Below are 20444 nucleotides of genomic sequence, written 5' to 3'. Positions count from 1 at the left end.
CGGTCAGCTGCGGCGGCCTCAAGCCCCGCAGCATTTTTTGTACTTTTTCCCGCTGCCGCAGTTGCAGGCATCGTTGCGCCCGGGCGTGGCAACTTTGATGACTTGGTTGATGCGCGGGCCGATGTTGCGCCAGATCTCGCGCAGGTCGTACACCGCCCACAGCGCTTCGCCGTAGGCGTTCAGGCGCTGTTCGCTGACGCTGGGCGGGCCGTCTTCGGACAAGGCCGACAAGGTGGGCACCGCGTCGTCGTCTTCGGTCAGGGCCACGATGGCTTCGAGCGACAGGTCGTACCACTTGGCCGCTTCCTTGTCCTTGGGGCTGGCCCATTCTTCGGGCCAGTTTTCCACCGCGAACATGAAGCCCAGCGCCCAGACCTGGGCAAAAGACGGGATCTCGCTGTCGTCGATGTCTGCACGTTCTTCGGGCGGCAGCGAGGCAATGGCCCCGCGCACGTCCATCACTTCGGGGGCATAGGCCTTGTCGTCGTCCAGCGCTTCAACGGGGGTGTCCAGCGCGAGTTTGATTTCATCAAAGCGGCGTTGCCACAAGGCCATGAACTGCTGGCGCTGGGCGTCGTCGGCGAAGCTTGCGCCTTGTGCCTCATCCGGGTCAATGCCCAACAGCATGGGCAGCCACTCGTCTTTGGAAATGGCGCGGCGGCAGCACACCAGCGCGGCCATGAAGCCCTCGCAAAACTCCCATTGCGGGGTTTCTTCAAACCGCTCACGCAGCTCGTCCAAGATGTTGTCCAGGGTGTCAAAGTCTTCGGCTTCCAAGCCAGCGGTGGTGTTCATGGGGTGTCTCTGTGCTCAGGCGGGGCTGGTAGATGGGTGGTTTCAGCGCTCATTTACCGTTGATTGACCAAATGGCCGTTGACGTATTTGTGCAGCAAACTGGCCGCCAGGGTTTGGTAGGGAATGCCTTCTTCCACCGCACGCGCTTGCAGGCTTTTCAGGTCGCGGCTTGAAATGCGAATGTTCAGGCGTTGGTCTTTTTTCAGCGTGCTTGCGGCCGTGGCTTGGTGCGCTTTGCGGCGGGTGTTCGCATCACCAACGGGCTTGAGGGTACCCGCCTCCAGCGCCTGCAAGATGTCCAGCTCTTCGTCGTCATAAGTTGGCTTTTGGGTCATGATTGGCTCCTGTATTGTTTGGTGGCCTTGCGGCTGGGGATGATGGTTTTGAGAAAAATTTCGGTCGCAGTTTCAACAAAAGGCACGGCGTAGACATAACCATCGACCTCCACCATGGAAATCATTTGCCCGGGGTATTTGTCCTGGTTAGGGTGGAACACCACGTCCAGCTCGTTGCCAAGGCTGATTTCAAAAACAATTCGCTCAAAAGAAATGCCCCGTTCTTTGAGCAGCAACTGATTTTTTTCAAAATTCCAGTTGTAAAGTTTTGCGGCAGGCATGTGTGCATTTTATGCACACATGCCTGCTGGGGTCAAACAAGCGCGTTTGGAGAGGGTTCATCGACCGGGTTCAGCGCAACGCCGCAGCGCTCTAGGCGCTTTTTCATGCACAGCACCTGCGCGTCTTTGCTGTGCAGCGCGGCGGAATGCTGCACAGCCAGGTCGATGAATTTTTGGTCGTCGGCGTCTTTGCAGGCACAGGGCGCTTTGGGCGCGTCGGGCTGCAGCTGCGCATGGCGGTCAAAGTGCCCAAGCACGGTGTCGGCGGGCAGGGCCCGGGCGCTCAGGCGTTTGGCGATTTGCGGGTAAGCCAGCACGCGGGCCAGCTCTTCACGCATGGCGGCGGTGGCGATCCACCCGCTGGTGCCCGTCTCGACACGCTTGCGCAAGGCGGCTGCTTGCGGTTCGTCAAACACCCACAGGTCAAGCACGATGTTGGTGTCCAGCACGCAGCGTGCTGGGGCCTGCGCGTTCATGGTGCAGGCGTACCGGCAGCCCCCGGTGTGTCGGCAGAGGGGGCGTCGTTGGCCGTGCGCTTCAAGCTGCCTTTGACCATGTCAAAACGGAACAAGCGGCATTCGATGGGGCCGTTCCACATGGGCACGCGGCGCGATTCTTTCAGGCGCATTTTGCTGGGCAGCTTCAGGTCGGGTGTGAGCATAAAGGCGCTCCAGCCGCTGTAGTTCTTCTTCCAGTGGCTGGCCAGTTGCGCGAAGAAGTCGACGCTCTCGTCACCGTCATGGGTCTGGGCGGTTTCGCGGTGGTGGCTTTGGTCTGCTGCGCGTGTGCTGGAACGCGCATGGGCCAGGGCCCCCGGTTGAAAGTTGTCGCGCCCGCGCCCGGCCACACCGGCTGCGGCAATGCGCTCGCCGTAAGGCGGGTTGAGCAGCATCACGCCAGGCGTTTCGCTGGGCGGCATGCGCTGCAGCGCGTCGCCGCCTCGGAACTCGATCACGCCCGACACGCCCGCGCGCTCGGCGTTGCGCTCGGAAAAGTCGACCATGCGAAAGGCCACATCGCTGCCAAAAATCGGCGCAGTGGGTTCGTGTTCCAGCTCGCGGGCTTCTTCGACCAGGCCTTGCCAAACGTGGTTTTGGAAGGGCAACAATTTTTCAAAACCAAAGCGGCGCTGCAAACCGGGGGCGATGCTGCAGGCGATTTGCGCCGCTTCAATCGGCAGGGTGCCGCTGCCGCAGCAGGGGTCGTACAAGGGCAGGCTGCCATCCCAGCCACTGGCAGCGATCATGGCGGCCGCCAGGGTTTCTTTCAAAGGCGCGTCGCCCTTGTCGGTGCGCCAGCCGCGTTTGAACAAGGGCTCGCCCGAGGTGTCGATGTACAGCGTGGCGGTTTCGGGCGTGAGGTGGGCATAGATGCGCACATCGGGCCAGCTGGTGTCCACGTTGGGGCGCTCGCCGCGCTTGGCGCGAAAGCGGTCGGCCACCGCGTCTTTGACTTTGAGCGCGGCAAAGTTCAGACTGGTCAGCGGGCTGTGCTGCGCGGTGATGTCGATCTTGAAGCTCTGCTGGGGCGTGAACCAGATTTCCCAGGCCACCTCACTGGCCGCTCGGTACAGGTCGTTTTCGTTGCGGTAATCGGTCACCGACAGCTGCACCAGCACGCGCTGGGTCAGGCGGCTGTGCAGGTTGATGCGCAGGGCGTCGCGCCACGAAGACCGTGCCATGACGCCGCCGCGGCCGGTCATCAGGTCATGGCCCGTGAGACCGGTGATGGCGTGCACTTCGTCGGCCAAAAAGCCCTCAACGCCTGCGGCGCAGGGCATGAACAGGTTCAATGAATTCACTCAATGGCTCTCAAAGGGTTTTGCGCAGGTTGGCCGGCGCGATTTTCAGCGCTTCGCGGTACTTGGCCACCGTGCGCCGGGCGCAGTCGATGCCTTGCTCTTTGAGCATTTCAGAAAGTTGGTTGTCCGACAGCGGCTTGGCGGGTTTTTCGGCGGCCACAAACTGTTTGATGAGCGCCCGCACGGCGGTGCTGGATGCCGCGCTGCCGCTGTCGGTGCCCAGGCCCGAGCCAAAAAAATACTTCAGCTCAAAAGTGCCTTGCGGCGTGGACATGTATTTGGCCGTGGTCACGCGGCTGATGGTGGACTCGTGCATGCCCAGCTCGTCCGCGATCTCGCGCAGCACCAGCGGGCGCATGGCCAGCTCGCCGTGTGTGAGGAAGTTTTTTTGCCGCTCCACGATGGCAGTCGACACGCGCAAGATGGTGTCAAAGCGCTGCTGGATGTTTTTGATGAACCAACGCGCTTCTTGCAGGCGTTGCTGCAGCCCGGCGTGGTTGTCGCCCTTGCCGCCGCGCAGGGCGTTGGCATAGATGTCGTGCACCCGCAGCTTGGGCATCACATCGGGGTTGAGCTGGATGCGGAATTTGGGCGTGGCCGTCTTGCTGGTGTTGGTGACCAACACGTCGGGGATGATGATGTTTTGCTCTGCCTGCACAAAGGGCCGACCTGGTTTGGGTTCGAGCCTTGCGATGAAGGGGATGGCGGCTTTGACCACCGCCTCGCTCAGCCCGCAAGACACGGCCAAACGTTTGTAGTCGCGTTTGGCCAGCATCTCCAGCGGCTGGCTGCAGATGGCCAGCGCGGCTTGGGCCACCTCATCGTGTGGGTCGTCCAGCAGCCCAGCTTTGATCTGGATGCGCAGGCACTCGGCCAAATTGCGCGCGCCCACGCCCACCGGTTCGAGCGATTGCAGCAAACCCAGGGCCACGGTGAAGCGGTGCACCAGCTCGTCCAGTTGTTCGTAATCCTCACTGCCAGCCAGGCTGGCGGCCAGCTCGGGCAGGGTGTCGGTCAGGTAGCCGTCGTCGTTGAGCGACTCGATCAAAAAGCGCAGGGCTGCGCGGTCCACCTCAGACAGGCGCAGCGACAAGGCTTGGCGGTGCAAAAAATCGGTGAGCGAGCCGCTGCTGCGCGCCAGGTCGATGGCGTCGGCGGTTTCTTCGCCGTTGTTTTGGCGCGGCGCGGCGTCGCCACCCCACTCGCTGTCGTCGGGCCGCATGTCCACGCTGCCGTCGCCATCCCAGCTTTCGGCCACGTCGGTGACCACTTCGTCACGGGTTTCGCTGGCGCTGTCCTCGCTGCTGCTGGAGGTGCTGGCGCTCTCGCTCACCCGGTCGCCCAAGCTCACATGGGTGTCGGCTTGGTCCAGACCAAATGCTTCTGCAGCGGCCTCTTCTTCGGCGCGTTCCAAGAAAGGGTTGTCGTCCAGCATCTGGTCGACCTCTTGCGACAGCTCCAGCGTGGACAGCTGCAGCAGGCGAATCGATTGTTGCAACTGGGGCGTGAGCGCCAGGTGCTGGGACATGCGAAGCGACAGGCCGGGCTTCATGGCTGCACTTTCGTTGCGAAAACAGCGGGGGTGTGCATCACATTCTGAAGTGTTCGCCCAGGTACACCCGGCGTACCTCGGGGTTGGCCACAATCTCATCGGGCGTGCCCTCGGCCAGCACGTGGCCCTCGCTGATGATGTAGGCGTGGTCACAAATGCCCAGCGTCTCGCGCACGTTGTGGTCGGTGATCAACACGCCAATGCCGCGCTGCTTCAAGAAGGCGATGATGCGCTGGATCTCAATCACGGCGATGGGGTCGATGCCAGCAAAGGGCTCGTCCAGCAAAATGAAGCGCGGGTCGGTGGCCAGGGCGCGGGCAATTTCAACCCGGCGGCGTTCACCGCCCGAGAGTGCCAAGGCGGGCGAGTCGTGCAGGTGGTCAACCCGCAGATCGGCCAGCAGTTCGGTCAATCGCTGCTTGATTTGAGCGTGGCCAAGCGGGCGGCCCTGGGCATCGGTTTGCAGCTCCAAAATGGCCCGCACATTGTCGGCCACCGACAGTTTGCGAAAAATGGAGGCTTCTTGTGGCAAGTAAGACAGGCCCATGCGCGCACGCTGGTGGATGGGCATGCGTGTGACGTCGATGCCGTCGATCAAGATGTGGCCACCATCTGCACGCACCAAACCCACGAGCATGTAAAAGGAGGTGGTTTTGCCCGCGCCATTGGGGCCGAGCAGGCCGACCACTTCACCCTTGCTCACTTGCAGCGAAACGTCCTGCACCACTTTGCGGGTGCCATAGGCTTTTTTCAAGTGCCGCGCTTGCAAGCGGCTGGCGTCCTTGGCGTCGCTCATGACGCAGGTCGCGGCACCAGCTGCGGGCTGGTGCGCAGTGCGGGTGCCGCAGGCGCCGCATTGGCGGGGGCAGGTTTGGCCGGTGTGCGCGGGGTCAGCGTTGCGCGAACGCGTTGCTCGCTTTGGCTGTTGCCACCGGGGCTGGTGCCGGTGCTGCTTTTGGCTTTGCCGTCCACAGTCACCACTTCGGTGATGTTGTTGAACACAATAGTGTGGCCGTGGAGTTGGTCTGACAGTTCGGTGCCGCGCAAGATGCGCACTTCGGCGCGCCGGGTCAAGGTGATGGTGTCGGCCTGGTTGTCGTAGATGACTTGTTCGGCTTCGCCTTCTGTGAAGTCGTTGGTGGCCTCGCGCTTTTGCCTGAAAAATACGCGCTGCGAGGGCGCTGCCAACAGCGTGGCCAATTGTCCGCCTTGCTTGTCTTGCTGAACATCCATGGTCTCGGCGCGCAGGGTCAGGCTGCCCTTGGTTGCCAAAACTTTGCCTGTGAATTGGGTCAACTGGCGTGTTTCGTCGTGGCGCATGCTGTCGGCTTCGATGTGCATGGGTTGGTCGCGGTCAGCTTTTTCGGCTTGGCTGGGCAAGGCCAACAGGCCGCAGCACAAGGCCACCGAAGCCGCAACAAGGCGAAGTGGTGAAGGGCGTGTTTTGTAGGGCATGAATCTTGCTGTCATTTGCGCCCATTGTAGGTGCAAGCGCCATGCAAACCGATGCCCAAAAGGGAAAAGCCAGAGCCGTGCAAGAAAAAACCCGCTCGGTCAGCGCAGCGGGTGGCTTGGGGCCAGGTCGCCTGCACCGGCAACTGGGCTGCCAGGGGGAGGCTTGAATTTCAGCGGCGTTGACGCTGACGGGTTTGGATGATCAGTGCGTCGGCCACTTGCAGGGCACGGGTCATGCTGCCCGCCAAGGTGCCGTCGATGTAGTAGCGTCCGGCCACGCCCAGTGAGGGCACGCCTTCGATCTTGAAGTCGTTTTGCAACTGCACTGCCCGCTTGGCTTTGGTGGCCACGCCAAAAGACCTGTAAGCCTCTGCGAATTTGACTTTGTCCAGGCCTTGCTTGGCGGCCCAATCCAACACGGACGCGTCGCTGTTGAGCAATTGCTTTTCAACGTGGATGGCGTTGAACACGCGAATGTGCATTTTGTCAACCAACTTCATGGCTTCAAGGGCGTAGTAAAGGCGTTGTTGGGGCACAAAATCATCGCGAAAAGCCACGGGTATGCGGCGCACCACAATGTCGCTGGCGGCTTTTTTGGCCCATTGCTCAAAGGCCGGCTCAAAGGTGTTGCAGTGGGGGCAGCTGTACCAAAAAAATTCGAGTACCTCAATTTTGCCGCTGCCCGACTCGCTGGCCACGGGGCGGTCGAGGGTGATGTAGTCCTTGCCCGAGCGAAAGGCTTGTTGCGCCCAGACTGCGCTTTGGCCCAGACCTGCGGTCACGCCCATCATGGCGGTGGAAAAAAGACGACGTTTCATGAAATCTCCGGTTGAGGTTGCCACTGTGGTGCAGGGTTTGTACAGGTTCAGCGTTGCACGCGAACCAAGGTGTTTTCCTGGTTGTTGCTTTGCAACAGGGTGCGCACGCGTTCGGCGTCTTTTTTGTTGTCAAAGGGCCCCAGGCGCACGCGAAAAACCACACGCCCAGCTTGCTCACGTGGCGAGACCGTGGCGTCCAGCCCGAGCAAGGCCAATTGGGCTTTGAGCGCGTCGGCATCGCTGCGGTTGCGGTAGGCACCGGCTTGCACCATATAGACAAAGGACCCATCGGCATCGGCAGGCGCTGCGGCATCGCCTTGGCCAGTTTTGGCTTTGACCCAGTCTCCCAAGGGGTCTGCGCTGACGGCAGGGGTGGGCACCGTTTGGCCGGTGGCAGCAGGTAAAGCGCTGGGGTTGCTGCCGAGCTCGCCGGGTGCGGTCGCATTGGTTTCTGCGGGGCTTGGCGCGGGAAGCTTGGGCTGCAGCACGCTGTTGGGGTTCCAGTCTTTGTTCTTCTCGGTTTCTTGCACATCTTGCGCGGGAGACCGAGGCTGGTTTTTGTTGGAAAACGGCGTGGGCACCTTGGTCACATAAATGGCCACGGCCAAGGCCACGCCCAAGCCCAAAACCAAACCGATGATGAAGCCCAAAAAAGTGCCGCCGCGTTGGCTGTGGCGAGTCATGACAAGTTCCTTCACATTTTTTGCGGGGCCGAGACGCCCAGCACCTTCAGGCCATTGCGCAGCACCTGCGCGGTGGCGGCCACCAGGGCCAGGCGGGCTTTTTTAACGCCCTCGTCGTCCACCAAAATGCGCTCGGCGTCGTAGTAGCTGTGGTACAGCGAAGCCAGGTCGCGCAGATAAAAAGTCACGTCGTGCGGCGCAAAGTCGGTGGCCGCCGAGCTCAGCATCTCGGGGTACTTGGCCAAAGCCAGCATGAGGGCATGGGCCTGTGGGCTTTGCAGCGGCGTCAAGTCGGCGTGGGTCAACGAGGCGGTGTCGCCGCCGCCATTGTCTTTCCATGCGGCCAACACCGAGCAGATGCGGGCATGCGCGTATTGCACGTAGTACACCGGGTTGTCGTTGTTTTGTGCCAGCGCCAAGTCGATGTCAAAGATGTATTCGGTGTCGGGCTTGCGCGAGAGCAAAAAGAAACGCACCGCGTCTTTGCTGGTCCATTCGATCAGGTCGCGCAGCGTGACGTAGCTGCCCGCGCGCTTGGAGATTTTGACTTCTTCGCCGCCGCGCATCACCCGCACCATGGTGTGCAGCACGTAGTCGGGGTAGCCCTCGGGAATGCCCACATGGGCCGCTTGCAAGCCCGCACGCACCCGGGCAATGGTGCCGTGGTGGTCGGTGCCCTGGATGTTCACCACGCGGGTGAAACCGCGCTCCCATTTGGCGATGTGGTAGGCCACATCGGGCACAAAATAGGTGTAAGTGCCGTCGCCCTTGCGCATGACGCGGTCTTTGTCGTCGCCGTAGTCGGTGGACTTGAGCCACAGCGCACCGTCTTGCTCATAAGTCTTGCCCGCGTCTTTGAGCTTTTGCACCGCGGCATCGACTTTGCCGCTGGTGTAGAGGCTGGACTCCAGGTAATAGTTGTCGAACCGCACATCAAAGGCTTGGAGGTCCAGGTCTTGCTCGCGGCGAAGGTAGGCCACGGCGAACTCGCGCATGCCGTCCAGGTCGTTCACGTTGCCGCTGGCGGTGCAGCTGCGGTCATCGGACTGCACGGTTTTGCCCGCTAAAAAATCGTTGGCGATGTCCTGGATGTAGTCGCCGTTGTAAAAGGCTTTGCTGTCCGGGTTGTCGGGGTCGGTGGGCCAAGTGGCGTCGCCCGGCTTGATGCCCTGCGCCCGCATGTGCGTGCTCTTGGCCAGGGTGCCGATTTGCACGCCCGCGTCGTTGTAATAAAACTCGCGGTAGACCTGCTGGCCTTGTGTGGCCAGCAAATTGCAAATCGCATCGCCCAAAGCCGCTTGGCGGCCATGGCCCACATGCAAGGGGCCAGTCGGGTTGGCCGAGACAAACTCGACCAGCACTTTGTGGGGCTGGGCCGCTTGCTCGCCAAAACACTGGGCCGCTTGCAGCACCTCGTGCACCACGGCTTGTTTGGCCGCGTCTTTCAGGCGGATGTTGATGAAGCCCGGGCCGGCGATCTCGATGGCCTCGACCCAGCGCTCAAAAGCGGGGGTGGCCAGCAGGGTGCTGCGCAGGCTTTCGGACAACTGCCTTGGGTTTTGCTTGAGGGCTTTGGCCAGCTGCATGGCCGCCGTGCAGGCCAAGTCGCCGTGGGCGGCCACTTTGGGCGATTCAAAGGCCGCACGCACACCGGCGCCGGGTTGGAGTTTTTCAAGCTCAGCGGCCAAGGCCGTGAGCAGATGTTGTTTGGCTGAAAGCATAAGCGGTCATTTTACGGGGGGCAGCCTTGTGCTTGAGCGTCTCTCGCGGGGGACCACTGTTTTAGAGGGCGATTTCATGGCGCTTGATGACAGTTGCTTACATCTGATGTGTTCTGGCGTACTTTGTGCCAGCTTGGTGCGCCAACTGCAGCGCAAAATACAGAGGTTTCAAGGCATTTCAACCGTTCAGGGGGTCTTTCTATGCGTCAATTCATTTCTGTTGCTGCACTTGGCTTTGTTTTGAGCACGGGCCCAGCGCTGGCTGCCGACCCTGTGAAGCCGCTTGCCCCGCCCGCTGCCACAAGCCCGGCGGTGACAAGCCCGGCGGTGACAAGCCCGGCGGCTACAGCGCCGACATCGGATGCAGAAAACACCCCACAACAAAGCAAAATGAAAACCTGCAACGCCGAGGCCATCGGCAAAAAGGGCGAGGAGCGCAAAGCGTTCATGAAGACCTGTTTGAGTGCCAGCAAGACCACCACCCAGCAAAGCAAAATGAAAACTTGCAATGCCCAGGCCACAGGCAAAAAGGGTGAGGAACGCAAGGCCTTCATGTCGGAATGCTTGAAAAACTAGGCGGGTCGGGCGCGAAACCAAGATGGATCCGCCCCGATGAAGTTGATGCATCCATGACGCCCCCATTTTTTCGTCACTCCGGGGCGTTTGTGTCACCCGGGGCGTTTGTGTCAACTGGGGTGTTTTTGCCACCCCGGGCGAAGAACCGGGCACCGGTGTGCACAGCTGCGCTTTGCCCCCGCGCCCTGTGCTTTGGGGTGCACGCTGGAAGGCCTGTACGACAGAGACGGTGGCTGGCTTTTGAAGGCCTGTCCAGTGGCCTTAGCCGTGGGCCGCTTGCCAGTACCCGGCTTGGGCAAAGTGGTACTTTAAGTAGTCTATCCAAAAGTGCACGCGCAATGGCAAGAGTTTGCGTTGCGGAAAGACCACGTAAATCCCGTTGGGCGGTGCGGCGAAGTCCTCCAGCACCGCGACCAATTGGCCCGATTGGATTTCTGCTGCCACTTCCCAAGTGCTGCGCCACGCGATGCCGTCGCCAGCCAAGCACCAGTCGTGCAGCACCTGCCCGTCGGAGCAATCGAGCGGTCCGCCCGGGCGCAGGTGCAGCACAGCTTGGCCATCTTTCGCCGGGTTGCGAAAGGCCCAGCCCCGGGTTTGTGAGGCGTCGCTCGACAAAGTCAGGCAGTCGTGTTGCAGCAAGTCGGACGGTTGCAAGGGCGTGCCGCGCCGCGCCAAGTAAGCCGGGGTGGCCACGCACAAACGGCGGTTGTCGGCCATGCGCACGCTCACCAGCGAAGAGTCGGGCAAGTCGCCCACGCGCACGGCGCAGTCAAAGCCCTCGGCCGCCAAGTCCACCACCCGGTCGCTCAGGTTCAGCGAGACGGTGACATCGGCGTGCAAGGCGCGAAAACGCGGCACCAACGGGGCCACATGACGCCGCCCAAACCCCGCCGGGGCGGTGATGCGCAAATGTCCGCTGGCTTTGATGCCACCCGCCGACACGCTGGCTTCGGCAGTGGCCACATCGCAGAGCAAACGTTGGCAGTCTTCTAAAAAGGCACGGCCCTCGTGGGTCAAGTTGATGCTGCGTGTGGTGCGCGTCAACAACTTGACGCCGAGGTTTTCTTCCAAGGCATCCAGCCGCCTGCCAATGATGGCAGGGGCCACGCCCTCGACGCGCGCGGCAGCGGTCAGGCTGCCTTTTGTGGCCACCGAGACAAAGGTTTCAAAGGCTTTGAGTTTGTCCATAGGCGTATATTATGCGTGTGCAGGGTTGCAATGCGACCAGTACCGTGTGCGATTGGCGTGGAGAAATGGCGTTGGCAAGTTGGTTTTTGTGCGCCTCAGGCCCAGGGCCGTGGGCGTCCAAGAAAAGCGCGTCGCCGACTCAAGGCCCTGGCCAGCCCTTGGGCAAACCTGCTTCGGGCGTCATGCCGTACAGCGGCTCACCGGGCAGACCGGTTTGGAGTGGCACGCGTGCGGCCATGAGCCGGTGCAGGTCAATGCCCGTGGTCACGCCCATGGCCTCGAACATGAAGACCAAGTCTTCGGTCACCACATTGCCTGATGCCCCGGGCGCGTAGGGGCAACCGCCCAAGCCGCCCAAAGAGCTGTCGAAGGTGCGCACACCCACTTGGTAAGCGGCCAAACAATTGGCCAGGCCCAAGCCCCGGGTGTTGTGCATGTGGGCCGCGCCGGTCAATGCCCCAATTTCGTTGAACAGCGCCTTGAACAAACGGCTGACCTGCGCCGGGTTGGCCATGCCGGTGGTGTCCGACAGGCCGATCTCGTCCACCCCCGCTTGCGCCAGTTGCAAGGCCAAGCGCAGCACATCGGCTTCGGGCACCACGCCTTGCAGTGTGCAACCAAAGGCGGTGGACATGCCCACCTCCACCGGCACATCGGGCGCAATGTCGTCGCGCAGGCGCAGCACAGCGCGCACTTCTTCGAGCATGGCTTCGGGCGTTTTGCGCACATTCGCCAGCGAATGCGCGGGGCTGGCCGAAACGGGCAGGGTGAGCTTTTGCGCGCCCGCAGCCAGCGCCGCGTGGGCACCGCGCAAGTTGGGCACCAGCGCCATCACCCGCACACCGTGGTGGCGCAAGGCGTGCTGCACCACTTGCGCGGCATCGGCCATTTGTGGCAACAGTTGGGCGGGCACAAAGGAGGCGACTTCGATCTCACGCAGGCCGGCCGCTGCCAGTGCGTCGATCCATTGCAATTTGTCAGCGGTGGGCATGGTGGCCTTGACCGATTGCAGGCCGTCGCGCGGGCCGACTTCGCTGATCAAAACTTCAGGCATGTGTGGACGTGTCATGCCTGAATTATTGATCTTGGGCCACGGCCTTGACTTGGTGTTGCGCAATTTGGGGTTCTTTGTCAGCACGCACTGGGTCCGGGTCCGGGTCCGGGTCGGGGTCCGAGAGCGTGCAGCTGTGCTTGGCAAAGGGCAGTGCGCTCTGGCGGGTCTTTGGCGTTTGCCCAGAAAGACAAAAACAAAGACAACTCGAGACAGCAGGGGCCGGCTGAAGACAATAAGATGCGTCAGGACAAGGGCGCGCGTGCAGACAAAAAACTTGCACCGTCCAGCATGCTTGAGCACCGAGCTTCGGTATTGAGTGCTGCTTTCATTTGGCGTCAGCCTGTGAAGGCAGCTTGTCATCTGTGACCTGTTTGGGCATTGGCCCTGAGACTTTGCACAACCTGCCGCTTTGAGCCAAGCACGCCCATGACCCCCATTGCCATCATCGACTTCGAAACCACCGGCATCTCCCCCAATATGGGTGACCGCGCCACCGAGGTGGCCATCGTCATCTTGGAGGGCGGCCAGGTGGTGGACCGCTACCAAAGCCTGATGAACGCCGGGGTGCGGGTCAGCAGTTTCATCACCCAGTTCACCGGCATCACCAACCAGATGGTGCAGGCCGCCCCCCCGGCCGAGCAGGTGATGCGCGAGGCGGCGCGCTTTGTGGCGGGCAGGCCCATGGTGGCGCACAACGCGGCCTTTGACAAAAAGTTTTGGCAGGCCGAGTTGGCGCGCTGTGGGCAAGAGGCTTCGCACCCCTTTGCCTGCACCGTGCTGCTGTCGCGCCGCCTGTACCCGCAAGCGCCCAACCACAAGCTGGGCACGCTGGCGGCGTTTCACCACTTGCCTTCGTCAGGCCGCGCCCACCGGGCCTTGGCCGACGCGGAGATGGCCGCGCATTTGCTGGCGCAGATGCAGCACGACTTGAAAACCCGCTATGGCTGCACCGAGCCCGACCACGCTTTGCTGATGGGCCTGCAACGCACCAGTCGGCACATGGTGGGGCCGTATTTGAAACAGCGTGCGCAGGGCTGAATAAAAGCGCATTTCAAGTCGCATTTGAACTCGCATTAAAAGTCGCAAAATTTCCCGCATGATTTGGTAAATATCTTTACATGACATAGACTTGCGTATTATGTCGAAGTCGCAAAAATTTCAGCTTTATGACCATCCCGCCCAGATGGAGCCCCTGTTGCCCTCTGAGCACCGCATGGGCCCCCTGCTGGAGCGAGCGCATGACCTGATCCGCAAGGCAGACCGTTTGTCGGGTTGGTGCCCAAGAGGGGCACTGCCGGGGCTGCGCTCGTCTTTGCGGGCCATGAACTCGTATTACTCCAACAAAATGGAGGGTCAGCACACCTTGCCGCTGGAAATCGAGCAGGCCCTGCGAAACGATTACGCGCAAGATGCCGACAAAGCGCGCCGCCAGCGCATGGCGCTGGCCCACATGGCCACCGAAGCGCAGCTGGAGGCGCTTTGGCCTACATGGGACGATGCCAAAGTCTGGTCGCTGCAAACGGTGTGCGATATCCACCAGGATTTGTTCGCTCGTTTGCCCGAGACCGATCTCGCCATCGAATCACCTGCTGGCCTGCAAATCTTGCAGCCCGGTGCCTTGCGTGAGCGCGAGGTGAGTGTGGGGCGTCATGCCGCGCCTGCTGCAGCAGTCTTGCCTGCGTTTTTGTCCCGGTGGACCAGCTTTTATTCGGGCGTCAGGCGGGGCGAATTGCAATTGGTTGCCATGGCCGCAGCGCATCAGCGCCTGGCTTGGATTCACCCTTTTGCCGACGGCAATGGCCGCGTGGTTCGCCTGCACAGCCATCTGGTGTTGGGCCACATGGGCCTGACGAACGGTTTGTGGTCGCCTTTGCGCGGCTTTGCCCGCACGCATGAGGCTTATTACGCGCATTTGGCTGCAGCCGATGAGCCTCGGGCAGGCGATCTGGACGGCCGGGGCAACCTGACCGAGTCGGGCCTGATCCGGTGGATTGACTATGTGCTGGGCGTGTGCAACGATCAGGTCGACTTCATGGCGGGCTTGCTGTCGCTCGATGGCATGAAAGACCGCATGGCGGCGTGCCTGGCCTACGAGGAGCGCGTGGTCAAACAAGGCGTGCGTGCTGAGGCGTTGCGGGCGCTGCATTACCTGTTTGCCTCGCAAGCCGAGCTGGACCGGGCGGACTTCAAGGCCATGCTGGGCTTGGGTGAGCGCCTGGCCACTGCACAGGTATCGGCCTTGCTGAAAAGGGGCTTGTTGGAAAGTGACACGCCCCACGGCAAGCTGCGTCTGGGTGTGCCGCAGCATGCTTTGCGTTTTTATTTTCCGAGTTTGTGGCCCGAGGCCGAAATGCAAAATTGACGCGGTCAATCCGCCTCGGACATTTGAGGCGGCTTCATCCCAAACCCAGCGGCAGCGCCGTTTTGTAGCGCACCTGCTTGAGCGCAAAACTGGAGCGGATTTTTTCCACGCCCGGAATCGGTGACAGCTGCTCCAAGATGAAGCGCTCCAGCGCCGCCATGTCGCGCACGGCCACGCGCAACAAATAGTCGCTGTCGCCGGTCATCAAATAGCACTCCATCACCTCGTCGTGCCGCGCGATGTGGGCCTCAAAGTCGGCCAAGTTGGCTTTGCTTTGGGTCTTGAGGCTGATGGAGATGAACACCGTCAGCCCCAGCCCCAGCGCCGCCGCACTGGCCAGCGCCACATAGCGCTGAATCACGCCCTTGCTCTCGAGTGCCTTGACACGCGCTAGGCACGGTGAGGGCGACAGGCCGATGCGTTTGGCCAGCGTCACGTTAGACAGTGCGCCGTCGCGCTGCAGTTCGTCCAGTATCTTCAAATCCACGTTGTCCAGAACCATGTGCTGAATCCTTGATGTTTTCAGCATATTGTGCTGTAAATATGGGTTTCAATCATGCAAATACGCAGCACATGCGCTGCCTGCCTCTGTAGAGTGAAGGCCATGAACGCACCTTTTGAACCCCTCTTGCACGCGCTGTCACAGCCCCACGATGCAGACCCTGAAGAAACCGCCGAGTGGCGCGAGGCTTTGCTGTCGCTGATCGGATCACAAGGCCCAGAACGAGCCCGGCAAATTCTGGACGAGCTGGCCGTCGTGGCGCGCCAGCAGCGCACCGGCTGGCAGCCCGAGCTGAACACGCCTTACATGAACACCATCGCGGTGGATGAGCAGCCGGTGTTCCCCGGCGACTTGGCCACCGAAGAGCGGTTGGTGGCCATCATGCGCTGGAACGCGCTGGCCATGGTGGTGCGCGCCAACCAGGCTTATGGCGAGTTGGGCGGACACATCGCCAGTTACGCCAGCGTGGCCGATTTGTTCGAGACCGGCTTTCACCACTTCTTTCACGCCCGCACCGAACAACACCAAGGCGACTTGGTGTTTTTCCAGCCGCACAGCGCGCCCGGTGTGTACGCCCGCGCCTTTCTGGAAGGGCGCTTGACGGAGGCCGACTTGCTGCATTACCGCCAAGAAATCACCGCGCCGGACAGCGGCGCACGCGGTTTGTCGAGCTACCCGCATCCTTGGCTGATGCCCGACTTTTGGCAGTTCCCCACCGGCTCCATGGGCTTGGGGCCGATCAGCTCGATTTTCCACGCCCGCTTCATGCGTTACCTGACGCACCGCCAGCTGCAAGACTGCAGCGCCCGCAAGGTGTGGGGCGTGTTTGGCGACGGCGAGATGGACGAGCCCGAGAGCATGAGCGCGCTGACCTTGGCCGCCCGCGAAAAACTCGACAACCTGGTGTGGGTGGTCAACTGCAATTTGCAGCGGCTCGATGGCCCGGTGCGCGGCAACGGCCGCATCATCGACGAGCTGGAAAAGCTGTTTGCGGGGGCAGGCTGGAACGTCATCAAACTGGTCTGGGGCAGCGACTGGGACGGCCTGCTGGCGCGCGACACCACGGGCGCATTGCTGCGCGCCTTTGCCAACACGGTGGACGGCCAGATGCAGACCTTTGCCGCCAAAGACGGGCGCTACAACCGCGACAACTTCTTTGGCCAAAACGAAGAGCTGGCGCGGCTGGCGCAGGGCATGACCGACGAGCAGATCGACCGGCTCAAACGTGGCGGTCACGACATCGTCAAAATCCACGCCGCCTATGCCGCTGCGGCGGCGCACCGTGGCCAACCCACGGTGATCTTGGCGCACACCAAAAAAGGCTTTGGCATGGGCAGCGCAGGCCAGGGCAAGATGACCACGCACAGCCAAAAGAAGTTCGACGAGCAAGACCTGGTCGACTACCGCAACCGTTTTGACTTGCCGCTGAGCGACGAGCAAGCCAAGGGCCTGGCCTTTTTCAAACCCGCCGAGGACAGCGCCGAGATGCGCTACCTGCGAGAACACCGCACGCGACTGGGTGGCAGTTTGCCCAAACGCGAAACCACCTGCGAGCGCTTGCCCGTGCCCGCCATCACCCGTTACGCGCAGTTCGCGTTGCAAGCCGACGGCAAAGAGATGAGCACCACCATGGCCTTTGTGCGCATGCTGGGCGGCTTGCTCAAAGACAGCAGCTTGGGCCCGCGCATCGTGCCCATCGTAGCCGACGAGGCGCGCACCTTTGGCATGGCCAACCTGTTCAAGCAGGTGGGCATTTACAGCAGCGTGGGCCAGCGCTATGCGCCCGAAGACATTGGCTCGGTGCTGAGCTACCGCGAAGCCACCGATGGCCAAATTTTGGAAGAAGGCATCAGCGAAGCGAGCGCGATCGCCAGCTGGACGGCAGCGGCCACCAGCTACAGCGTGCACGGCCTGGCCATGCTGCCCTTCTACATTTATTACTCGATGTTTGGTTTTCAACGCGTGGGCGACGCCATTTGGGCTGCGGCCGATCAACGGGCCCGGGGCTTTTTGCTCGGTGCCACGTCTGGCCGCACCACTTTAGGGGGCGAAGGTTTGCAGCACCAGGACGGCTCCAGCCATTTGGTGGCCGCCACCATCCCCAACTGCAAGGCCTACGACCCGGCTTTTGCGGGCGAGTTGGCAGTCATTTTGGACGCGGGCATGCGCGAGATGGTCGAGCAGCAGGCCGATGTGTTTTATTACGTCACCCTGATGAACGAGAATTACGCCCAGCCCGACTTGCCCTCGGGTGTAGAGGCCGATGTGCTGCGCGGGGGCTACCGATTTGGCGTGTACGGGCCGAGCGACGCCGCCCAGCGCGTGAGCTTGCTGGGCTCGGGCGCGATCCTGACCGAAGTCATCAAAGCCGCGCAGCAACTGGCCGCGCAAGGGGTGGGGGTGGAAGTGCTGAGCATCACCAGCTGGAGCGAGTTGGCGCGAGATGGCATGGCGCAAGAGAACGACACGGGTGCAGGTGAGGGCGTGGGCCGTGGACGTGGTGGCAATGGGCGCTCAGGTAGCGGGCATTTGGCAACACTGTTGTCAACCACCCAAGGCCCAGTGATCGCCGCCACCGACTACGTGCGCGCCGTGCCCGAGAGCGTGCGCGCCTTCGTGCCCGAAGGCCGCCGCTACAGCACCCTGGGCACCGACGGCTTTGGCCGCAGCGACACGCGGGCCGCGCTGCGCCGCTTTTTTGCGGTGGACGCGGACAGCATCGTGCAGGCGGCCACAAAAGCTTTGATTTTTTGACGTTTTTAGATTTGGATTTTGTGATGGACGCTCACCAAATTTTGGGAGGCCAGCGATTTCCCTGAAGTGTGGGAGCGGTCTCCGACCGCGATGGATCGCTTGAAACCAAGTCATCGCGGTCAGAGACCGCTCCTACGGGGAGCATCGCGGTCAGAGACCGCTCCGGGGAGCATCGCGTTCAGAGACCGCTCCTACGGGGCGCATCGCGGTGAGTCAGCCTTCAAAAAACCTTCAGGTTTTTTCAGTCGCGCAGCAGCCAGCGCGCCTTTGCCATCTTGGCCATGTTTCGGGCGCTGGACCGATGGCCCTTTTTTGGCCAAGCAGCGCGTGGTGCCTGCGGGCGGCACGCCGTCTGTTTTCCTTGAGTTGTGGGAGCGGTCTCCGACCGCGATGGATCGCTTGAAACCCAGTTATCGCGGTCAGAGACCGCTCCTACGGGGAGCATCGCGGTCAGAGACCGCTCCTACGGGGCGCATCGCGGTCAGAGACCGCTTCTACGGGGAGCATGGCGGTCAGAGACCGCTCCTGCGGGGCGCATCGCGGTTTGAGACCGTTCCTGCGGGGGATTGCGGTATTTCAGCCGTTCAGCACAAACACAATCGCTCGGGCTCGCGCAGCACCAAGCCGGTGTCAACCATCGCGGTCAAAGCGCGAGCGCATCGTGGCCCACGCCCTCGTGCGTTCAAGCGATCGATCAATTAGGCGGGCACCGCTTCAGATCACCATGTCTCACCCGCAGCGCAGGCGGGCTGATGCGCGTCAAGCAGACGAAACCCGGTCGCTGGGCAGGGTCACCGTGACGGCCAGTCCTGGCTGCGCGTTGCGCACTTCGAAGGTGCCGCCATGCGCCTGCGCCACCAGCTTGCACAGGTACAGGCCCAGGCCCACACCGCCCTGGGCGCGAGTGCGCGCAGTGTCGGGGCGGAAGAAAGCTTGGGCCAGGTGCGCAATCTGGCCTTCGGGCACGCCGGGTCCGTGGTCACGCACTTCGATGCTTATATCTGAACCCTCGGCGCGCAGGTGCAGCTCGGGCGGCAGCGACGCGCCCACGCTGTGGCGCAGCGCGTTGTCGAGCAGGTTGCGCAGCAGCAGGCGGATGCGGCTTGGGTCCAGCGTCAGCGTGGGCAGCCTGGCATCGGCCAGCAGTCGGATGTCCGGCGGTGTGTCCGGGCCGGTGTCAGGCTGCGCGGGTTGGCGCGCCAGCACTTCGGCGATCACCTCTTGTGTCAGTGCCAACAGGGCCTGCGGCGTCAGGGGCTCGCGCTGCAGGGCCGCGTGTTTGGCCGAGAGGCGTTCGCTCTCCAGCAGGTCGGTGATGAGGTCGGCCATCTCCTGCAGGTCGCGCAGCAGGGCCTCGCGCTGCGGGTTCACTTGCGCTGTTTCCGGCAGCAACTCGGTGTTCAAGCGCGCTCGGGTCAGCGGGCTGCGCAACTCGTGGCTGATGGCCAGCAGCAGCGCGCGCTTGGCGTCCAGCATCTGCTGGATGTCGCGGCCCATGGTGTTGATGGTTTGGGCCAGTTCGCTCAGTTCATCGGAGCCGTCACGCTCGCGTGCAGAAATGGGCTGGCTGAAGTCACCCGCGCCAAAGCGGCGTGCGCCTTCACCGATGGCGTCCAGTGGTTTGAGCAAGCGCCGCACATACAGCCAGGCCAGCAGCGTCAGCAGCAGCAGCGCCGTGAGCGCAAAACCGATCAGGCGCGGGCGGCGCTCGAAGACTTCTTCGTTGAGTCCAAACTCGATGCTGTGGCTGTCTGCCGTGCTGCGCTGGAGGACGCGCTGCCAGTCCTTGCCGCCGCCCCAATCGTCACGCTGAAAGCGACTTTCACCGGCGCGGCCTTTGCGCTGCCAGTCGGGCAGCTCTTGGTCGGGGTGCGAGTCCCAATTGACTTGCGGCCCTTGGATGCGCACGGTCAGCGGCAGGCGCGCGGTGATGGCCTGTGCGCGCGCCACACTCGGTGTGCCGCCCGCCGTGATCTCGCTGGCCAGCTGATCCACATAGTCCATCAGCAAGGGGCGCGCAGCTTCGCGCCAGCCCATGGAAAAAGCCTTTTGCGCGCCCGCGATCACCACAAAGGTCATGGCCGCAGCAAGCAGCAGAAACACCAGCACCATGCGCAGCTTGATGGAACGCGCCAGTCGGTGTTTGGCGCGCTTGCTCGACTGGGCGGTCGATGGCGGGTGGGTGTTCATGGGGTCAACCGGCGCAGCGCCAGCGAGTAGCCTGCGTTGCGCAAGGTCTTGATGCAGTCCAGCGGCTCCAGTTTCTTGCGCAAGCGGCTGACCACGATGTCCACCGCGCGGGTGTACAGGTCGGCCTCGTGACCACGCAGCTGGTTCAGGATGTCGTCGCGGCTGAACACCTTGCCCGGCTCGCGCGCGAGCAGGATCAAGAGCTCGTATTCGGTGCCGGTCAGCTCGATCTCTGCCCCCAGGCGACTCACGCTGCGGCGTGCGGTGTCGATCTCCAGGCCGTCAAAATACAGGGCGGAGGCAGCGCTCATGGCCGGGTTGAGGCCATGGTCCTGATCGTGGCCCTTGGGCTTCAAGCGGCGCAACACCGTCTGAAG

General features: G+C 62.2%; 21 protein-coding genes. 5 read left to right on the top strand and 16 right to left on the bottom strand.

Translation table 11 applies throughout. The annotated features are described in order from the left end of the window. Window positions 1–18 precede the first annotated feature (18 nt). From ACIQ39_RS07265 to lptA, 8 genes are read right to left on the bottom strand one after another with little or no spacing between them, the layout of a single operon-like run. Window positions 19–795, bottom strand: a complete 777-nt coding sequence (locus ACIQ39_RS07265; RefSeq protein WP_396433945.1) for a UPF0149 family protein — start codon at window positions 793–795, stop codon at window positions 19–21. A 53-nt stretch (window positions 796–848) separates the two neighbouring features. Continuing rightward, the gene (locus tag ACIQ39_RS07260; RefSeq protein WP_396433944.1) at window positions 849–1130 is read right to left on the bottom strand and encodes a hypothetical protein; all 282 of its coding nucleotides are present in this window, start codon (window positions 1128–1130) and stop codon (window positions 849–851) included. Continuing rightward, the gene (locus tag ACIQ39_RS07255) at window positions 1127–1411 is read right to left on the bottom strand and encodes a BrnT family toxin (RefSeq protein WP_396433943.1); all 285 of its coding nucleotides are present in this window, start codon (window positions 1409–1411) and stop codon (window positions 1127–1129) included. The genes ACIQ39_RS07260 and ACIQ39_RS07255 overlap by 4 nt, the downstream gene beginning before the upstream one ends. Before the next feature lie 32 nt (window positions 1412–1443). After that, a complete protein-coding gene (locus ACIQ39_RS07250) occupies window positions 1444–1887 on the bottom strand; it encodes a putative toxin-antitoxin system toxin component, PIN family (protein WP_396433942.1) in 444 nt (147 codons plus the stop codon). After that, on the bottom strand, window positions 1884–3212 hold the full coding sequence (locus ACIQ39_RS07245; RefSeq protein WP_396433941.1) for a class I SAM-dependent RNA methyltransferase: 1329 nt from the start codon (window positions 3210–3212) through the stop codon (window positions 1884–1886). Before ACIQ39_RS07245 ends, ACIQ39_RS07250 begins: the two co-directional genes overlap by 4 nt. Window positions 3213–3222: 10 nt before the next feature. Beyond that, window positions 3223–4764 carry an RNA polymerase factor sigma-54 gene (locus ACIQ39_RS07240; RefSeq protein ID WP_396433940.1) on the bottom strand — a complete coding sequence of 514 codons (1542 nt, stop codon included), beginning with the start codon at window positions 4762–4764 and terminating at the stop codon, window positions 3223–3225. A gap of 37 nt (window positions 4765–4801) precedes the next feature. Further along, window positions 4802–5560 carry an LPS export ABC transporter ATP-binding protein gene (lptB, locus tag ACIQ39_RS07235; RefSeq protein WP_396433939.1) on the bottom strand — a complete coding sequence of 253 codons (759 nt, stop codon included), beginning with the start codon at window positions 5558–5560 and terminating at the stop codon, window positions 4802–4804. After that, window positions 5557–6219 carry a lipopolysaccharide transport periplasmic protein LptA gene (lptA, locus tag ACIQ39_RS07230; RefSeq protein WP_396433938.1) on the bottom strand — a complete coding sequence of 221 codons (663 nt, stop codon included), beginning with the start codon at window positions 6217–6219 and terminating at the stop codon, window positions 5557–5559. The genes lptB and lptA overlap by 4 nt, the downstream gene beginning before the upstream one ends. Window positions 6220–6260: 41 nt before the next feature. On the opposite strand from lptA, the gene ACIQ39_RS07225 reads away from it, so the two are divergent. After that, a complete protein-coding gene (locus ACIQ39_RS07225; RefSeq protein ID WP_396433937.1) occupies window positions 6261–6386 on the top strand; it encodes a hypothetical protein in 126 nt (41 codons plus the stop codon). A gap of 3 nt (window positions 6387–6389) precedes the next feature. Here ACIQ39_RS07225 and ACIQ39_RS07220 read toward each other — a convergent pair whose 3' ends face one another. The 3 genes from ACIQ39_RS07220 to argS are packed head-to-tail and all read right to left on the bottom strand — an operon-like array spanning window position 6390 to window position 9441. After that, window positions 6390–7037, bottom strand: coding sequence for a thiol:disulfide interchange protein DsbA/DsbL (locus ACIQ39_RS07220; protein ID WP_396433936.1), 648 nt, complete (start codon window positions 7035–7037; stop codon window positions 6390–6392). Between the two features lie 47 nt (window positions 7038–7084). Then, entirely contained in the window at window positions 7085–7720 is a 636-nt protein-coding gene (locus ACIQ39_RS07215; protein ID WP_396433935.1) for an SPOR domain-containing protein, read from the bottom strand. An 11-nt stretch (window positions 7721–7731) separates the two neighbouring features. Next, window positions 7732–9441, bottom strand: a complete 1710-nt coding sequence (argS, locus tag ACIQ39_RS07210; protein ID WP_396433934.1) for an arginine--tRNA ligase — start codon at window positions 9439–9441, stop codon at window positions 7732–7734. Window positions 9442–9642: 201 nt separating this feature from the next. On the opposite strand from argS, the gene ACIQ39_RS07205 reads away from it, so the two are divergent. Further along, window positions 9643–10017 (top strand): PsiF family protein, encoded by a 375-nt coding sequence (locus ACIQ39_RS07205; RefSeq protein ID WP_396433933.1) that lies wholly within the window; start codon window positions 9643–9645, stop codon window positions 10015–10017. 261 nt (window positions 10018–10278) lie between these two features. On the opposite strand, the gene ACIQ39_RS07200 is transcribed toward ACIQ39_RS07205, so the two are convergent. Both ACIQ39_RS07200 and ACIQ39_RS07195 read right to left on the bottom strand, forming a co-directional pair. After that, on the bottom strand, window positions 10279–11205 hold the full coding sequence (locus tag ACIQ39_RS07200; RefSeq protein WP_396433932.1) for a LysR family transcriptional regulator: 927 nt from the start codon (window positions 11203–11205) through the stop codon (window positions 10279–10281). Window positions 11206–11344: 139 nt separating this feature from the next. Next, window positions 11345–12274, bottom strand: coding sequence for a hydroxymethylglutaryl-CoA lyase (locus ACIQ39_RS07195; RefSeq protein ID WP_396433931.1), 930 nt, complete (start codon window positions 12272–12274; stop codon window positions 11345–11347). A gap of 411 nt (window positions 12275–12685) precedes the next feature. On the opposite strand from ACIQ39_RS07195, the gene ACIQ39_RS07190 reads away from it, so the two are divergent. Together ACIQ39_RS07190 and ACIQ39_RS07185 are read left to right on the top strand one after the other, a co-directional pair. Next, complete coding sequence (locus ACIQ39_RS07190) at window positions 12686–13297, top strand: PolC-type DNA polymerase III (RefSeq protein ID WP_396433930.1); 612 nt, start codon at window positions 12686–12688, stop codon at window positions 13295–13297. A 100-nt stretch (window positions 13298–13397) separates the two neighbouring features. Beyond that, the gene (locus ACIQ39_RS07185) at window positions 13398–14621 is read left to right on the top strand and encodes a Fic family protein (protein WP_396433929.1); all 1224 of its coding nucleotides are present in this window, start codon (window positions 13398–13400) and stop codon (window positions 14619–14621) included. 34 nt (window positions 14622–14655) lie between these two features. Here ACIQ39_RS07185 and ACIQ39_RS07180 read toward each other — a convergent pair whose 3' ends face one another. After that, complete coding sequence (locus ACIQ39_RS07180; protein ID WP_396433928.1) at window positions 14656–15123, bottom strand: Lrp/AsnC family transcriptional regulator; 468 nt, start codon at window positions 15121–15123, stop codon at window positions 14656–14658. A gap of 102 nt (window positions 15124–15225) precedes the next feature. Here ACIQ39_RS07180 and mdeB point away from each other — a divergent pair, with 102 nt between their 5' ends. Next, complete coding sequence (gene mdeB, locus ACIQ39_RS07175; protein WP_396433927.1) at window positions 15226–17877, top strand: alpha-ketoglutarate dehydrogenase; 2652 nt, start codon at window positions 15226–15228, stop codon at window positions 17875–17877. A 759-nt stretch (window positions 17878–18636) separates the two neighbouring features. Here mdeB and ACIQ39_RS07170 read toward each other — a convergent pair. Beyond that, window positions 18637–20067, bottom strand: a complete 1431-nt coding sequence (locus tag ACIQ39_RS07170; protein ID WP_396433926.1) for an ATP-binding protein — start codon at window positions 20065–20067, stop codon at window positions 18637–18639. Beyond that, a partial coding sequence (locus ACIQ39_RS07165; protein ID WP_396433925.1) for a winged helix-turn-helix domain-containing protein occupies window positions 20064–20444 on the bottom strand: 381 nt, incomplete at its 5' end. The genes ACIQ39_RS07170 and ACIQ39_RS07165, both read right to left, overlap by 4 nt.

Source organism: Limnohabitans sp., from assembly GCF_044361645.1.
In the GTDB taxonomy this organism is placed as follows: Bacteria; Pseudomonadota; Gammaproteobacteria; order Burkholderiales; family Burkholderiaceae_C; genus Limnohabitans_A.
Note: the sequence above shows the minus strand (reverse complement) of the source record. Positions and strands in the feature narration are given on the sequence as shown.

What these genes read in the sequence shown, in the direction of transcription:
- lptB (WP_396433939.1), bottom strand. Translation starts at nt 5,560, where the DNA reads ATGAGCGACGCCAAGGACGCCAGCCGCTTGCAAGCGCGGCACTTGAAA.
- ACIQ39_RS07195 (WP_396433931.1), bottom strand. Translation starts at nt 12,274, where the DNA reads ATGACACGTCCACACATGCCTGAAGTTTTGATCAGCGAAGTCGGCCCG.
- ACIQ39_RS07255 (WP_396433943.1), bottom strand. Translation starts at nt 1,411, where the DNA reads ATGCCTGCCGCAAAACTTTACAACTGGAATTTTGAAAAAAATCAGTTG.
- ACIQ39_RS07225 (WP_396433937.1), top strand. Translation starts at nt 6,261, where the DNA reads ATGCAAACCGATGCCCAAAAGGGAAAAGCCAGAGCCGTGCAAGAAAAA.
- ACIQ39_RS07180 (WP_396433928.1), bottom strand. Translation starts at nt 15,123, where the DNA reads ATGGTTCTGGACAACGTGGATTTGAAGATACTGGACGAACTGCAGCGC.
- ACIQ39_RS07240 (WP_396433940.1), bottom strand. Translation starts at nt 4,764, where the DNA reads ATGAAGCCCGGCCTGTCGCTTCGCATGTCCCAGCACCTGGCGCTCACG.
- ACIQ39_RS07200 (WP_396433932.1), bottom strand. Translation starts at nt 11,205, where the DNA reads ATGGACAAACTCAAAGCCTTTGAAACCTTTGTCTCGGTGGCCACAAAA.
- ACIQ39_RS07170 (WP_396433926.1), bottom strand. Translation starts at nt 20,067, where the DNA reads ATGAACACCCACCCGCCATCGACCGCCCAGTCGAGCAAGCGCGCCAAA.
- ACIQ39_RS07265 (WP_396433945.1), bottom strand. Translation starts at nt 795, where the DNA reads ATGAACACCACCGCTGGCTTGGAAGCCGAAGACTTTGACACCCTGGAC.
- ACIQ39_RS07250 (WP_396433942.1), bottom strand. Translation starts at nt 1,887, where the DNA reads ATGAACGCGCAGGCCCCAGCACGCTGCGTGCTGGACACCAACATCGTG.
- mdeB (WP_396433927.1), top strand. Translation starts at nt 15,226, where the DNA reads ATGAACGCACCTTTTGAACCCCTCTTGCACGCGCTGTCACAGCCCCAC.
- argS (WP_396433934.1), bottom strand. Translation starts at nt 9,441, where the DNA reads ATGCTTTCAGCCAAACAACATCTGCTCACGGCCTTGGCCGCTGAGCTT.
- ACIQ39_RS07205 (WP_396433933.1), top strand. Translation starts at nt 9,643, where the DNA reads ATGCGTCAATTCATTTCTGTTGCTGCACTTGGCTTTGTTTTGAGCACG.
- ACIQ39_RS07185 (WP_396433929.1), top strand. Translation starts at nt 13,398, where the DNA reads ATGTCGAAGTCGCAAAAATTTCAGCTTTATGACCATCCCGCCCAGATG.
- ACIQ39_RS07220 (WP_396433936.1), bottom strand. Translation starts at nt 7,037, where the DNA reads ATGAAACGTCGTCTTTTTTCCACCGCCATGATGGGCGTGACCGCAGGT.
- ACIQ39_RS07260 (WP_396433944.1), bottom strand. Translation starts at nt 1,130, where the DNA reads ATGACCCAAAAGCCAACTTATGACGACGAAGAGCTGGACATCTTGCAG.
- lptA (WP_396433938.1), bottom strand. Translation starts at nt 6,219, where the DNA reads ATGCCCTACAAAACACGCCCTTCACCACTTCGCCTTGTTGCGGCTTCG.
- ACIQ39_RS07215 (WP_396433935.1), bottom strand. Translation starts at nt 7,720, where the DNA reads ATGACTCGCCACAGCCAACGCGGCGGCACTTTTTTGGGCTTCATCATC.
- ACIQ39_RS07190 (WP_396433930.1), top strand. Translation starts at nt 12,686, where the DNA reads ATGACCCCCATTGCCATCATCGACTTCGAAACCACCGGCATCTCCCCC.